Source organism: Novosphingobium sp. (assembly GCF_032093395.1).
Lineage (GTDB): Bacteria > Pseudomonadota > Alphaproteobacteria > Sphingomonadales > Sphingomonadaceae > Novosphingobium.
This window is the reverse complement of sequence record NZ_DAMDBA010000027.1, coordinates 8,558-23,184: the sequence shown is the minus strand read 5'-3', so window position 1 is coordinate 23,184 and position 14,627 is coordinate 8,558. Positions and strand designations below refer to the sequence as shown.

At 62.1% G+C, this 14,627-nt stretch carries 10 protein-coding genes; 5 read left to right on the top strand and 5 right to left on the bottom strand.

Annotated elements, in window-relative coordinates:
* The first annotated feature begins 332 nt into the window (after positions 1–332).
* Both RT424_RS11235 and RT424_RS11230 read left to right on the top strand, forming a co-directional pair.
* Positions 333–3,266, top strand: coding sequence for a TonB-dependent receptor domain-containing protein (locus RT424_RS11235; protein ID WP_313437802.1), 2,934 nt, complete (start codon positions 333–335; stop codon positions 3,264–3,266).
* Positions 3,267–3,327: 61 nt separating this feature from the next.
* Positions 3,328–4,239 carry a glycoside hydrolase gene (locus RT424_RS11230; RefSeq protein WP_313437800.1) on the top strand — a complete coding sequence of 304 codons (912 nt, stop codon included), beginning with the start codon at positions 3,328–3,330 and terminating at the stop codon, positions 4,237–4,239.
* 119 nt (positions 4,240–4,358) lie between these two features.
* Here RT424_RS11230 and RT424_RS11225 read toward each other — a convergent pair whose 3' ends face one another.
* From RT424_RS11225 to RT424_RS11215, 3 genes are all read right to left on the bottom strand, one after another.
* Positions 4,359–4,850: a hypothetical protein gene (locus tag RT424_RS11225; RefSeq protein WP_313437797.1), complete on the bottom strand. Its 492-nt coding sequence runs from the start codon at positions 4,848–4,850 to the stop codon at positions 4,359–4,361.
* A 63-nt stretch (positions 4,851–4,913) separates the two neighbouring features.
* Entirely contained in the window at positions 4,914–5,582 is a 669-nt protein-coding gene (locus RT424_RS11220) for a hypothetical protein (RefSeq protein WP_313437795.1), read from the bottom strand.
* A 276-nt stretch (positions 5,583–5,858) separates the two neighbouring features.
* Entirely contained in the window at positions 5,859–6,920 is a 1,062-nt protein-coding gene (locus tag RT424_RS11215; protein ID WP_313437793.1) for an SDR family oxidoreductase, read from the bottom strand.
* 91 nt (positions 6,921–7,011) lie between these two features.
* Between RT424_RS11215 and RT424_RS11210 the strand changes: the two genes are divergently transcribed.
* Together RT424_RS11210 and RT424_RS11205 are read left to right on the top strand one after the other, a co-directional pair.
* Positions 7,012–7,392, top strand: a complete 381-nt coding sequence (locus tag RT424_RS11210; RefSeq protein WP_313437791.1) for a helix-turn-helix domain-containing protein — start codon at positions 7,012–7,014, stop codon at positions 7,390–7,392.
* 549 nt (positions 7,393–7,941) lie between these two features.
* Complete coding sequence (locus RT424_RS11205) at positions 7,942–10,410, top strand: TonB-dependent receptor (protein WP_313437788.1); 2,469 nt, start codon at positions 7,942–7,944, stop codon at positions 10,408–10,410.
* Positions 10,411–10,420: 10 nt separating this feature from the next.
* Here the strand turns inward: RT424_RS11205 and RT424_RS11200 are convergent, their stop codons facing one another.
* Together RT424_RS11200 and RT424_RS11195 are read right to left on the bottom strand one after the other, a co-directional pair.
* Positions 10,421–11,455, bottom strand: a complete 1,035-nt coding sequence (locus tag RT424_RS11200; RefSeq protein WP_313437785.1) for a FecR domain-containing protein — start codon at positions 11,453–11,455, stop codon at positions 10,421–10,423.
* The gene (locus tag RT424_RS11195) at positions 11,452–11,907 is read right to left on the bottom strand and encodes a sigma-70 family RNA polymerase sigma factor (RefSeq protein WP_313437782.1); all 456 of its coding nucleotides are present in this window, start codon (positions 11,905–11,907) and stop codon (positions 11,452–11,454) included. Before RT424_RS11195 ends, RT424_RS11200 begins: the two co-directional genes overlap by 4 nt.
* 241 nt (positions 11,908–12,148) lie before the next feature.
* Between RT424_RS11195 and RT424_RS11190 the strand changes: the two genes are divergently transcribed.
* Positions 12,149–14,518: a TonB-dependent receptor domain-containing protein gene (locus RT424_RS11190; RefSeq protein WP_313437779.1), complete on the top strand. Its 2,370-nt coding sequence runs from the start codon at positions 12,149–12,151 to the stop codon at positions 14,516–14,518.
* The last annotated feature ends 109 nt before the right edge of the window (positions 14,519–14,627 follow it).

Below are 14,627 nucleotides of genomic sequence, written 5' to 3'. Positions count from 1 at the left end.
TAGAGGACGAAGCACTGGCTCAGTATCACTTTGTGTGATGAGCGCCGCCAGCGCGGACCCCCAGCCTTCGAACTGCTCGCCGATACGATGAAGCCCCCCTTCGGATCGCTAAAGTCGATCGAGGATATGCTGTCTTCCGGACGTATTGAGCGCGACATAGCCGCGCCGCAATCCTTCGGCATAACGAGGCGCCACGACGCCCCTTCTCGGCATGCCGCACCGATTTGCCAGGCTGGCTTTACCAAACCAGTGCGCCTTGACAAATTCGTATTAAAAATATCGTATACGACTCGTCCGTAACGGATTGTTGCGGGTCAGGGAGCGATAACCACATGAACGAACATCGAACTTCCGCAGGCGGGCTGCGGACGCTACTCATGCTCAGTTGTCTCGGCTTTTCGACAGGGGTCTATGCGCAGACGGTCCCGGTTTCCGCCGACGATGCCGCCGCCGAACGACCTGCCAATGACATCGTCGTCACGGGATCGCGCATACGCCGCGCCGCCGCGGACAGCCCCTCGCCCATCGCCGTGGTCGATGCCGACCAGATCAAGGCAACCGGCACCCAGAACATCGCCGATGTCGTCAACCAGCTTCCGGCGCTGGCGGTCACCCAGACCAATCAGACCAGCAACCTTGCGGGCAATGCGGGCGTCAATGCGCTCGACTTGCGCGGCATGGGCACGCAGCGCACGCTGGTGCTGGTCGATGGACGCCGCCAGGTCGCGGCAATCCCCGGCACTTCTGCGGTCGACCTCAGCAACATTCCCTCCAGCCTGGTCCAGCGCGTGGAAGTGATCACCGGCGGCGCCTCGGCGCTCTACGGTGCGGATGCGGTTGCGGGCGTGGCCAACTTCATCCTCAAGAAGGACTTCCAGGGTATCGAGGCGAACACCCGCTACAACGCCTCGACGCGCGGCGACATGGACACTTACGGGTTCGACCTTCTGGCAGGCACGAACTTCTCCGAGGGGCGCGGCAACGTCACGGTCTACGGCTTCTACGAGAACACGCCTGGCACGGTGAGCGGTTCCGATCGGCCGTGGACGGCGGACGGCTACCCGATCTACGCCCGCACCAGCAGCTCCAGTCCCTATTTCATCCAGGACCATGTCCGCAACATCAACACGGCCGATGCCGCGCAAGTGGTGCTGGGCGGCAAGCTCTATTCGGTGGGCCGCGACAGCGGCACCTTGCGCGATCCCATCCTCGGACCCGGCGGCCTGGTCAACGTCGTGCCGGTCAACCTCGGCACATCTACCGACCCGCTGGGCACCTTGCTGACCGACGGCGGCGAATACAACGGGCGCTACGACGGCTGGTATCTTTCGGTTCCGTCCGAGCGCTTCAACACCCGCGCCTCGGCCAGCTTCGAGGTAAGCGACGCGCTGAAGCTCTTCGCCAACGCCACGTTCGCGCACAATACCTCGAAGGCGGGCTTCCTTCAGATGACCGCATTCGGCACCGATGTGGTTCCCGCCGACAGCCCCTATATCACTGACGAGATGCGCGCAGCCAACGGCGGCGCGGTGCCCGCCGGCGGCGTCCAGTTCGCGCGGCGCTTCATGGAACTGCCGGCTCCGGTCACGGAATACGATCGCAAGCTGTTCCAGGCCGTGGCCGGCGCGGAAGGCGATTTCACGCTCTTCGCCCAGCCCTGGAACTATTCGACCTACTACAGTTACGGCAAGACCACCCAGCGGGTGCGCGATGTCAACTCGACCGCCTACGATCGCTGGTACATGGGCATCGACAGCACGACAGGTGCCAATGGCGAAGCCATCTGCCGCAGTACGCTCGACGATCCTGGCAACGGCTGCGTGGCGATCAACCCGCTGGTCACGCTGACCCCGGAGATGATCGACTATATTACCTATACCTCGCACTGGTCGAAATCGACGCTGACGCAGCAGGTGCTCTCAGGCTATGTCTCGGGCGGCCTGTTCAACCTGCCGGGCGGTGCGGTACAGGTCGTGCTCGGCGGCGAGTACCGCAAGGAGCGCAACGATATCGGCGCAATCCCCGAATACAACCCGGACAGTCCGCTCTACGATCCGACGATCGGCACCATGCAGGGCACTCTCGTCGGCAAATATTCGGTCAAGGAAGTCTACGGCGAAGTCCACGTTCCGATCCTGAAGAACACGCCGTTCTTCGATACGCTCTCGGTCGACGGCGCCCTGCGTCTGTCGGACTACAGCACCGCCGGATCGACCACGACCTGGAAGGTGGGCGGCGAATGGGCACCGATCCCCGACATCCGCTTCCGCGCCACTTACGGCCAAGCCGTCCGCGCGCCGAACATCGGAGAGCTCTATACGGCCGACAGCATTTCGGGGCTGTGGATCACCGATCCCTGCAACACCTACAACCTGACCAACCGCGCAACCCGCACCCAGTATACGGCCGCCAACTGCGCGGCGATCAACCCCGCCGACACCGTCAGCTACTGGCTCTACCGCGATATCATTTCCAGCGGCAATCTCGACCTGAAGCCGGAAACCGCCAAGACCCTGACGCTCGGCGCCGTGCTCCAGCCACGTTTCGTGCCGGGCCTGTCGTTCACCGTCGACTACTACAACATCGACTTGCGCAATGCGATCGACGCCTTCGGCGCCCAGATGCTGATCGACAAGTGCGTCGACCAGTCCAGCCTCGATAATATCTTCTGCCCGCTCATCCAGCGCGATGCCAACGGCAATCTCGAATCCGTGATGACGCAGAAGCTGAACTTGTCGCAATACCTGACGCGGGGCATCGATTTCGGGCTGGGCTATAGCCTGCCGCTGTCCCGGCTGGGGCTTTCCGACAATGCGGGCAAACTGTCGATCGACGCCAACTACACCCGCCTGCTCAAGCGTCGCTATACGCTCGATCCTACCGATCCCAATTCGATCACCGAATATGCCGGTATCTTCGGGTCGCCCAAGTGGAAGGGTGTCGTTCGCACGAGCTATGCGCGCGAGGGTATGGGCGTGACCTGGACCTTGCGTCATTTCTCGCCGATGAAGGCCGCCACCACGATCACGCCGGACAAGTACAGCAAGGTCTGGACGCCGAACGTGTTCTACAACGACTTCTCGGCTTTCGTGGCGCTGACCGACAATATCGAGCTGTCGGGCGGCCTCAACAACGCCTTCGACCGCAAGCCGCCGCGCATACCGGGCGCTGAGGCGGGCGGGGCCAACTTCGAAATGAGCTACCAGTCGGGCGTCTACGACGTGATCGGTCGCACGTTCTTCCTGAGCCTGCGCTTCCACCGCTGATAATGATCGGCCCGGTTCCGCATCGCCGAACCGGGCCGATCCTCGAAACCGGAGAACATCGATGAACCCGCACCGCCTGGCCCTTGTACTGCCGCTCCTCATCGCGGCCTGTACGCATCCGCCGGGGAAGGATGCGCGCATGGCCCATGCCGTGATCGGGAGTTACGAAAGCTGGACGATAAGCGCACCGCCCGCCGCGCTCGGTCTCGACCCTTTCTACGCCAAGTATGCCGATGCGGGCAGCATACCGGTGGTATCGTCCGCGAAAGTCCCGGACAGCGCCTTGCTGATCGCCCGCGATATCGTGCTTGCCGAAACTGCCGAGCGGCCCGACATTCTGCGCGAGTTGGTCCGCAGCGGTGCGCGGGTCGGTGTCATGGCGATTGACGAAGGGACGATGGATCTTCCCGAGCAGCGGGACTGGAAGAAACCTGCTGCGGACGATCCGCGCCTGACCCCCTGCGAACGCGCGGGCTACGCCAAGATCGCCGCCATGACCGATGCCGAATACTGGAACAACCGGGCACGCGGCATGGGCGGATTCTATACTACCGGAGCCGCCGAGAACCTGCTGGGCGTGCCGGGCACGCGCTATTTCGGCGAGAACATCCTCGTCCACGAGTTCTCGCACAACATCCTTTCCGCCATCGAAAGGGTCGATCCCGCCCTCTACGGGCGCGTCGAGGCGGCTTATCGCCATGCTTTGGGACAGGGCTTGTGGAAAGGCGATTATGCTTCGGTCACCGTGCAGGAATACTGGGCCGAGGGCACGCAGTTCTGGTTCAATTCCAACAAGGCGTTCCGACACGACGGCGGCGTGGTCGTTTCCGACAGAGATCTGCAGGCTTATGATCCGATGCTCTTCGAGGTCCTCGCCGAAGTTTACTCATCCAAAAACCGGATTGCCGCTGATGTCTTTCATGACCATCCAGCCCGACTGGAATTGCCTCAGCGGAATACGAAGGGCTGCTGAAACGTTCAGCATTGCATTCTCAGAGCCAAACCTCCGAACGGACGTTCCGCAGCTGAGGAGCGCAAATTGGCGGCCGAACGGCAAAGAAGGGTCGACCCAGGTAAGCTTGGCGTGGACCATCAAAACCGCTTCTGTCCGGGATCGACCTTGTCGCAAGTGCCGGAAAAGTCCTGCCCTGTGCCCTTGATATTGATCTCTCCAGTCCGGCGGTCAATCCTTAGCTTCGGCTTGTTTAGCCCGTTCAGCCGATAGCTGGCGCGAATCTCGTTTTCGCCGACAATAAGATCATTCAGTTGCCACCAGTGCTGATGATCGCCGCCCGAATTGAGTGGTGGAATCAACTTCTCCGGCAAGCGAATGCGGCCGTCATTGGCGTAAATCTGGAGGGTCACCGCCGATGAGAAGCTCTGCAACTCTGTTTGCACATCACTGCGTGTCCGATACTTGTGATCGTATCGATCCCACTCCAGAGTATTCACATAGTCGGACCCAAGCTTTTCGCCCTGGCCTACGCAGATCAAATTGATCGCGTCGCTGGAATTGGACTGCGCTATAGCCGGCGCCGCAACCAATACGGCCAATGCAGACGCCACTAAAAATTTCACATGCATCGCGATTCTCCCGGTTCCCTGCCTGACTTATGTCAAAAGTGCTCACGATGCGGCATTCCTCGCCTAGTGGATGATGGTCGCAGCGAGTACGAACAAAACGATGCTGTAGAGAGAGGCAACGCACGCGTCGCCGGCACCGACGAGAAGGGGCACGTGCAATTTTCGCGCGAACCAGCGAGCCAGAGTGGCGAAATACCATACCGTGCCCGCACCAATCACTCCGGCCGAAATGATGCCTGCGCCTGCGAACGGCAGATTTGGAGCTAAAGTGCCTATCCCTAGCACCAAGGCGAAAGGGGCCGCCGTGTAGCACTGCGCGTAAAAAGGACGGCGCAGGCTGGCCTGGTTCAAGCGTGTGTGCTGGCGACGCAACAGGCGGACCGCCACCATCAATGGAAATAGGCTGAACAGCAGCATCCTGAGCGCCAGCAGCGCTAGGTCGCTGTCGACCAAGGCCGCCAAACCGCGCGTTTCAGATAGGAGCGGGTTGCGCGCAACCGTCGCGATCTCGAGGCCGTGCGAAATGAGCAACGTCAGGAACAGGAAAAGAGGTGGGCGGATCGCGTCGTCATACTGCTCGTCCGGTCGATCAGAGACTTCGCGATCGGCATAGTCCATCATCCTCTGAGGTTCGACGATCGTTCGCCAAAGGGTCATCGGATAGAAAATCAGCCAGCTCATGACGCTGTAGAGGGCCTCATCGAGCGACTCGATGATCTTCATGAAATCCATGCCCTTAGCTTCGCGCGTGCGGCTCAGGCTGTCGAGTGGATTACGCTGGGACGATCCTCCGTCGTGCCCTCCCGGGCGGGTGCAGCCAAGTGACTTCATGCCACTCCGTTGGCTCCGTGTCACATCCGGACGTTTGCGCCTGACGGGCAAACGCCGATATCTGGTTGCGAACTGCCGGGGTAGCTGCCGGTTCGGACCTGAGTGTCGAAATTTAGCGGCTAAACGGCCGCAAAGGGTCGCCGCCGGTCGGAAACTCTGGACTGATCTCGCAGCTATTCACGGGATCAGTCTACCAGTGCGCAATCGCTTGAACAGGGCGAAGAACGCATCGTCGGTGGGTTGGTATCTGGAGAAACCGAGGCGCCGGCTTTTGGACATGTCTGTCACGACCTCAATAGGACGGCCCAGATCGGCATCAGTATGCCAGGGTGAAGCCAGGCGCGCGAGTTCCGATTCCACTAGTCTCTCGCGGGTCGCAATCTCGCGCCACAGTGCAACATCACCCGCCATCTGCTGCTCGAGCGGCCGAATTGTGCCATCGAAAGGCGCGGCCTCGAAGCCGAACCAGTCGGCGATGCGAGTCCACATCCACTGCCAACGAAAGATGTCACCATTGACCACATTGAAGGCCTCGTTATGCGCAGCTTCGGTTTCCGTCGCCCACAGCAAGTGATGAGCAAGTTGATTTGCGTCGGTCATGTCGGTGAGCCCCGACCACTGCGCTGCAGAACCTGGGAAAGTGAAGGGCCGTCCCGTCTCGCGGCATAGCGTCGCATAGACCGCCAGCGTCGTGCCCATGTTCATTGCGTTGCCCACAGCTAAACCGATCACAGTGTGCGGACGGTGTACGGTCCAAGTGAAGCCATCGCGCGCGGCTGCGGCGAACACCTCGTCCTCCTGGGCATAATAGAAATTCTCGACGTCAAGGCGTCCCTGTTCTTCACGGAACGGGGTCTGTGGCAACGTCCCCTTTCCATAAGCCTCGAATGGCCCAAGATAGTGTTTCAGACCGGTGACCAGCGCGACGTGACGCGGACCCTTGGGCTTAGGGAGGCCATTCAGCAGGTTGCGGACCATGGCCGAATTGACGCGGATGTTCTCCGCTTCGCTGTCTTGCCGGAGCCAGGTCGTAATAAATACGGCATCCGGATCAATGTTACGCAGCGCCTCGGCGGTAGCGGCGGCATCCTGCAGGTCCGCCGCAACCGGCTGGACGCCTGCCAGATCGGTGGGCCGCCGCGCAAGGCCATGCACTGCCCAGCCGTGTTCGACCAAGAGTTGAGCGGTCGCACTGCCGACGATGCCGCTAGCGCCTACCACCAATGCCGTTTTCGTCATGAACATCTCCTTGTCCCGTCCGAGCTAGGCATTGTTGTGTGCTGGGTCTAGACGGCACCATTCACGACCCCAGGCACCAGAAGGTAACCAGATGCAGCCCGGAACATCAGACGATGATTGGCGAGAAGATTGCGCGCCCCGCCGTGTGCTGGAACTGTTCGCCACTAAATGGACCAGTATGGTCCTGCACACGCTCCACGCCCGTCATGACGGAAATGCACGTACTGGGGTGCTGCTGCGCAGCCTGCCGGGCATCTCGAAGAAAATGCTGACGCAGACTGTACGCGACATGGAGGCGAGCGGGTTGATCAGCCGCCATGTTCAGAGCGCCATTCCGCCGATGGTGGAGTATCGCCTGACGGATCTTGGCCGACGCTTCGTCGAGCCGGTCGAACTTCTATACGGCTGGGGCCGAAACAATGCTGACGCACTGGACCAACTAGTTCCCCGCCCCAACTCGCGGCGTTCCTAGCTCAACGGACAATTTTACGCTCAGTCGATCCGACTTTTATTTCGAAGGAATAGCCATTCTGTCGCGAGCAGACGCTAGGCCGTAAACTCATAAATGGCACCATCGAGGCGTCCAAATGGCGAACAGCTCGGGCCGAAGCGGCTGCCGGGCGGGCTGGTTGCCCGTCCAAGGTCGGTTCGGTTCGAAATGGAAGCCATTTGGACGTCCTTCGGATTTGACGCAAAATAGGTCGATACCTGCCGGAAGCGTAACGCCGCGTCGTGGGGCGGAGCCGCCGTTTGTGATCGTGATCGCGAACGACGGTATTCTTCGAGAGCCCTCACTCCACCGACCGCGAGGAAACATTTGCCGATGGATAAAGCCACCGGACAAACTGCTCAGAACACTAAGTTGAATTTTCCAGCGGCTTTGGGTCACCTTGAAGCAAAGCGGCAATTCCGATAGTTTCGCGCCAACAGGGCCAGCCCATAATTTAATTGCCGGGAAAACAGCGGATTGCGTGCTTGCATAGCGAAAGCCACTGGTGCAATCGCAGTTCTCACTTCGTCGGTGGCTTATGCGCAAGGGCCCGAACTGGATGTTCCTGCGCAGCCCCTGTCTCGCGCAGTTGCCAATCTGGGTCGGCAAGCCGCAGTCGAAATCCTGCTCAATGTACCGGGCGAGGAACGGCGACGTACCCGCGCAGTGCATGGCCGTCTTCCTGTGGGCGACGCGCTTTCCCGGATGATCCGGGGCATGGGGCTATCCGTCCGCGCCGTGGCGCCCGGGGTTTACCTGATCGTCAAGGCCCCGTCCGGCACACGTGAAAAGGCGCGGCCGTCTGTGTTTCCTGTCGCGGACACCACTGAAATCCTCGTCTCCGCGCGCCGTCGTCCCGAGCGGGACCTGGACGTGCCCTTGCTGGTCAACCACTTCGACAGCGCGGCTTTGGAACAACGAGCGGTGCGGACGCTGGCCGATCTGGCGCGCATCGTTCCCGGCTTCGTCGCCACCGGACAGACCAGCAGCGCCACCCCGCTGCTGGTGATGCGCGGCCAGCGCCGGTCGATCAGCGACGAGAACCGCCTGCCGCTTGTAGTCTATCAGGACGAGGTACCCCTGCCCAATCAGGCTGCCCTTTCACCCTTGTTCGACATGGCCTCGGCTGAAGTCCTGCGCGGCCCGCAAGGCACGCTGTTCGGCCGCAACGCCACCAGCGGCGCGGTTCTGCTGAGGTCGGTACAACCCGGCGCCGGCGCGCCCTCCTATGTAGAGAGTGAGATCGGAAACTACGGGCTGAACCGGTTGGAAGGCGCCGTCGAACGTCCCATCTCGCAAAATCTGATACTGCGCATTTCCGGACAGCGAGCGCGCCGAAACGGCTATATGTGGCTGAGTTCCGGGGAAAGGGCCGATACAGTCCATAGCGATGCGATGCGGGCCATCCTGCGCTTCGATCCCGATGGTCCGCTGCGCTCGACGACGACGTTCGATCTGTTCAATGCCGACGAGATGGGCGCCGCGCTGGTTTTGACCGGGGTCTATGCCGGCGGCAGCGTTCGCAATGCGCAGAACGCCCCTTATTTCGATTGCGGCGCCGGAGCCTGCGACATCGACGACTATCTCGATGCCCAGAAAACTCTGGATCGACGGACGTCACAGTCCAGTATAGCCCCTCGCTTCCAGCGCCGTTTTCGAGGCGTCGGCAACGTGACGGAATATGGCGACAGCGACTTCCTGGTCCGCAACATCGCCGGCCTTCGCACTATTCACGTCCGCTATGCCCTCGACGGTGATGGCACACCGCTGCCGATCAACGACTCTCTCAGCTCGGCGAAATTGCGACAGTGGACCGAGGAACTGCAGGTTCAGGGCGTCGCCAGGAAACTGCGCTACATCGCGGGAGCCTTCTATCTGGAAAGCGCGCCGGCAGGGCCGGTAGTCCAGACCCTATCCCGCCTGACCACGCCAGCCAATCCTACCTCTCACGCGGTCAGCTACCAGACCTTTCGCAGCGCCGCTGTCTTCGGACAGATCACTGTTCCGGTGGCAGAGCATACGACTGCCGACCTGGGGCTGCGCTACACGGGCGAGCGCAGCAGCGGTTGCGCCTTGCGTTCCGTGACGCTCGCACCGCTCTCCGAACGGAGCTGCCGGGGTGAAGGAGGCACTCGCGCCCAAGCCCGGTCGGCACGACTGACCTGGACTTTTGCCCTGACGCGGAGGCTGGGCGATCACAGCGTCTACCTGACCAGCCGCCGCGCTTTCCGGTCCGGCGGCTACAACACGCCTGCGCTGGGCGGAACTCTGGCCGCTTTCCAGACCTTCAGGCCGGAAACGCTGACTGACATCGAACTGGGTTCCAAGGGACGCTTCGATATCGCGGGCATGAACGGCTCCTACGCAGTGGCGGGCTATCTGGGCTTGTACGACGACGTTCAGCGTGCGCTATTCCCTGATGTCGATTTCGACGGTGATGCCAATCCGACGACTGATCCGCTGACATTCTACGTCAACAGCGCCAAGGCCCGGATCATGGGGTTGGATGGGGACGTTTCGCTAGATCTTGGCGCGCGGACACATCTGACGCTGACCGGCTCCTGGATAGACGCGCGTTACACCCGCATCGATGCGCCTGCTGCTCTGACCGCCTTGTTGGGGAGCGACCCGCTGCATAATCGGTTTACCTACACGCCCACCTTCAGTGGATCGCTGGCCCTCTCGCATGAATTCGTACTGCCGGGAACGCTCGGCAGCCTCGGGTTAAACGCAGACTATGCCTACGTCAGCGGCGTCCGACTGACCGAACGGCCAACTGAAGCCTTCGCCCGCCAGTCCGCTTATGGGCTGCTCGGTGCCAGCCTGTTGTGGCGCGGACCCGGCGGCATTCCGATCGATCTGGAGCTTTGGGGGCGCAATCTGGCGGACAAGTTCTATGCCAGCGGCGGCGGAACGCTGAACCCTGCCTATACCGCCGCGACCATCATTCCGGGATCGCCGCGTACGATCGGACTGCGTATTCGCTACAAGTTCGACTGAATTATGCGCTTCAGGGCGCTACAAGCTCCGCCCGGGTGGAGCTTTCGTTTTCCACGCGGGCGATCCCGGCCAGTTCCAGACTTTGCAGAAAGCCGCGCGTCACGCCGATGCGGAACGTGCCGCTGATCGGGTGGCCAGCAATCGCCGGGCTGGCGACGATGATCTCCTGCTGGCTGTAGCGGTTGATCTCAGCCACGGCCTGCTCCAACGGCACGCGGTCGAAATCGATGACGCCGCTGCGCCAGGCAAGCCGCCGCTCCACCTCTACGGCGGCGGTGCGATAGCTGCGCCCGTTCCAGACCAGTTCCTGTCCGGGTTGCAGCACTGTAGACTGCGGGGCGCGGCCATCGGCTGCGGGCATGTCGACGCGAACGTGACCCTCGCCCAGCGTCACGTTCACGCGGCCGTCGGTCGTACGCACAGCGAACTGGGTGCCCAAGGCGGTCACCGTCACACCGCTCGCCGCCACTGTAAAAGGCTTGCGAGGATTCCGGGCGACTTCGAAAAATGCCTCGCCTTCGCGGAGTGTGGTGGCGCGACGGGTGTCGCTTTCCGCCACGGTCAGCGCGGTGGCGGTATTGGCGGTGATTACCGAGCCGTCCGTCATGCGGAACGTGCTCTGCTGACCCACGCCGGTAGAGATCACGCGGCTGTCGGCAATCGCCGGCGCTGCCGGAGCCGAGGCCTGGCGGTGCCGCTGGACAGCCACCGCCCCTCCAACCACCGCTATCGCCATGCAGGCCGCCATCGCGGGACGCACCCACGGCTTGCGGCCTTTGCGATTAGCCAAAGCGCGCTCGCGGATCTCCAGGATCCGCGCTTCGGTACGCATGGCAGCAGAGCCTTCCCACGCCCGCTCCACGCTGGCCCAGGCGATACGGTTCGCCTCATCGCGCGCGTGCCAGCTTTCGAAGTCCTCGTAATCTCGCTCCGTCGCGCGGGGCGATCGGAAAATGCTGAAATAGGCCGCCGCCGTCGCTTCGGGGGAATCGATCCTTTCCAGCGCATGCGCGTCGAACGGCCTGGGATCCACCGCCCTGGTCATGGTAGATCCCTCGCCGCCAGGAAGCGCAGCGCCTTCATGATGTGACGCCCCACCGCGCTGGTCGAGATGCCCAGATACACCCCGATCGCGTCGTAGGACATTTCCTCGAAGCGATGGAGCACGAAGGCATCGCGCGTCATCTCGGGCATTTCCTCGAGCGCATTCGCCAGCCGGTCCACGTCCTGGCGCCCGCGCAGCACCCGCTCGGGCGTCAGTTCGTCGATGGGGTGGAACGCTTCTATCAGTTCATGATGCGCCCCGCGATGGCGCACGGCATCGCGGCGCGCACGGTCGGTCAGGACGCTGGCGGCGACCTGGAACAGATAGCCTTCCACATTGGCGATCGGATCGGTCTGCCCGCGTACGTGCATGCGCATCAGCACGTCCTGTACCAGATCCTCCACGTCCGCCGGCTGCGTCCGCTTGGCGATGTACCGACGCAAGGCTGGCACATGCAAAGACAGGTCCGGAGCATGTGACCCGGCCTGCTCCTGCCTGTTCGGCGATGTCCTGCGCAGGGAAAAAATGAGTCCGGCCTTCCTTGTCGAATGTCCGGCTTTCTTTAGCGGCCGCGCCCCATCGCCGTCACCCAGAATATTTTTTACGGCGAAGCGAATGATCCACGATCGGCTGCGTCTTGCACATATCGGCCTGCGATCAGGGACAGGTCGACATAACATGGGGTAACAAAAAATGACCTGTCGCAGCCTTTCGGCTCTGTTTCTCGCGTCCACCGTTCTCGCCACCGCCACTCCCGCCGCTGCCCAGTCGGAAGCACAGGCCCAGTCAGAAGGTCAGGCCCAGTCGGCAGTTCAGGCACAATCGCTCGATCAGCCCGGCGGCGATATCGTGGTCACCGCGCGCCGCCGCGAGGAAAGCGCCCAGACCGTTCCCGTCTCGGTCACTGCGTTCAATGCCGAGATGCTGCGCGAAAAGGCCGTCGTCAGCACGCAGGACCTGACGTACACTACGCCGGGCCTCAACGTCGCGCCGCAGACGTCTCGCGATACGCCGTCCATCGTCATTCGCGGTCAGCGCCGCGCAACCGCAGGCGCCTCCGCGCCGTCGGTCGTGACCTACTTCGCCGATGTGCCGCTGCCCAACGAAGGCAGCATCGTGCCGACCTTCGACATCAGCTCGATCCAGGTCCTGAAGGGGCCGCAGGGCACTCTGTTCGGCCGCAACACCACCGGCGGCGCGCTGCTGCTCTACCCCGTCGCGCCCAGTCACGATCTGGAAGGCTACGGCCAGGTCACGCTCGGGTCCTACAACGAGACGACGTTCGAGGGAGCGGTGAACCTGCCGATCGTCGCCGACCACGTGGCACTGCGCGTCGCGGGTCAGATCGCCCGCCGTGACGGCTACACCAAGAACCATGGCACGGGCGGCGACCTCGACGATCGCCACAACGACGCCTTCCGCGCTTCGCTGCTGCTGGAGCCGATCGATGGCCTTAAGAACACCACCGTGTTCGACTGGTATCGTGCGCGTGAAAACGGCACCGGTACCGTGCTCAACGGCGTCTACCCGAACCCCGCCGTCAGTGGCGGCGGCACTGCCCGCACGGCTGCGAACCGTCCCTACTTCGACTGCGGCGTTGCCGGTTGCGACATCGACATCGCCTTAGCCGAGCAACAGGCGGCAGGCGTTCGCGACGTCAGCACCAGCATCGATCCCTATTCGCACCGCACCTTCTGGGGCGTCGCCAACACCACCGAACTGGAAGTGGGCGAAGTCACGTTCAAGAACATCTTCGGCTATCGCCGCAGCAAGATTGCGGCGGCTCGCGACATGGACGGCACGTACCTGCGCCTCTACGATGGCGTGTCGAATACCGATGTCGAGCAGATTTCCGACGAGTTCCAGATCCTCGGCTCCTTGCTGAACGATCGCCTGGACTGGATCGTCGGCGCCTTCTACCTCAAGAGCGACCCGACCGGGGTGAACGGCAGCGCGACCTATTCGGCCGTGATCCCGGGCAGGACCTTTACTTATAACGAGAACTACAACACATCGACCAGCAAGGCGCTGTTCGGCCAGATCGGCTATGCCTTCGGCGGTTTCGCAGAAGGTCTGCGCTTCAACGGCGGCTTCCGCTACACCTGGGACAAGTCCAGCGGCTGCTCGGTCGCGGCATTGGACACGGCGGATCGCATCGGCCCTGACGCCTGCTCCACGCGCGGCGGCAAGACCGGTTCCGAAAGCTCCAAGGCACCGACCTGGACCCTGGGCTTCGACTACAAGGTCAACGACGACCTGTTCCTCTACATCACCAACCGTCGCGGCTACCGTTCGGCTGGCTTCAACCAGAGCGGCATGTCGCCCTACTTCGACGGTTTCGAGACGTTCCAGCCGGAAAAGGTCACCGACTACGAAGCCGGCATCAAGAGCAGCTGGGAACTGGGCGGCGTGAAGGGCCGGTTCAACATCGCGGCCTACACCAGCAAGTACAACAACATCCAGCGCTCGATCTTCCCCGGCGCCGACTTCGACGGAGACGGCAATCCCGCCAACGACCCCAGCAGCCTGATCATCAATGCCGCCAAGGCGACGATCAAGGGCACCGAGTTCGACTTCTCGATCACGCCGACGAGCGGTTTCACGCTGTCCGGCTTCGGCGCCTACACCGACGCCAAGTACGACGAGTACGACGCACCGGCCGCTTTCATCCCGTTGCTGGGCACCAACCCGGTGAACAACAAGTTCTCGTACACGCCCAAGTGGACGATCGGCGGCGGCGCACGTTACGCGACCTATCTCGGCGACTTCGCGGAAATGGTGTTCAACGCCAACTGGTTCCACAGCACCAAGGTCTGGTACGTGGAGCGTCCGCTTGACACCAACGGCATCCAGAAGCCCTATGACACCGTCAACCTGAAGCTGGACTTCAACAACATCGAAAATCGCGGCATCGACCTTGGGTTCTTCGTGCGCAACCTGTTCGACGTCACTTACGCTGCAGCCGGTGGCGTCGTCACGCCTTCGGTCACCTCTACCACTCTCGTCTACAACGAGCCGCGCGTGTTCGGTGCCCAACTGCGCGTGTCGTTCGGCAAGCGCTGATGCCTTGCCTGCGCGGATCGCCTTGGATCCGCGCAGGCACTCTTTCGATGTGCCCTTTCTACGAGGATAGCCTGATGAAGACCCACCTTCGTACCGCCCTGCTTTCCCT

Bases quoted from the DNA above. Each gene is read 5' to 3' on its own strand.
- RT424_RS11235 (WP_313437802.1), top strand. From the start codon at position 333: ATGAACGAACATCGAACTTCCGCAGGCGGGCTGCGGACGCTACTCATG.
- RT424_RS11230 (WP_313437800.1), top strand. From the start codon at position 3,328: ATGAACCCGCACCGCCTGGCCCTTGTACTGCCGCTCCTCATCGCGGCC.
- RT424_RS11225 (WP_313437797.1), bottom strand. From the start codon at position 4,850: ATGCATGTGAAATTTTTAGTGGCGTCTGCATTGGCCGTATTGGTTGCG.
- RT424_RS11220 (WP_313437795.1), bottom strand. From the start codon at position 5,582: ATGGATTTCATGAAGATCATCGAGTCGCTCGATGAGGCCCTCTACAGC.
- RT424_RS11215 (WP_313437793.1), bottom strand. From the start codon at position 6,920: ATGACGAAAACGGCATTGGTGGTAGGCGCTAGCGGCATCGTCGGCAGT.
- RT424_RS11210 (WP_313437791.1), top strand. From the start codon at position 7,012: ATGCAGCCCGGAACATCAGACGATGATTGGCGAGAAGATTGCGCGCCC.
- RT424_RS11200 (WP_313437785.1), bottom strand. From the start codon at position 11,455: ATGACCAGGGCGGTGGATCCCAGGCCGTTCGACGCGCATGCGCTGGAA.
- RT424_RS11190 (WP_313437779.1), top strand. From the start codon at position 12,149: ATGACCTGTCGCAGCCTTTCGGCTCTGTTTCTCGCGTCCACCGTTCTC.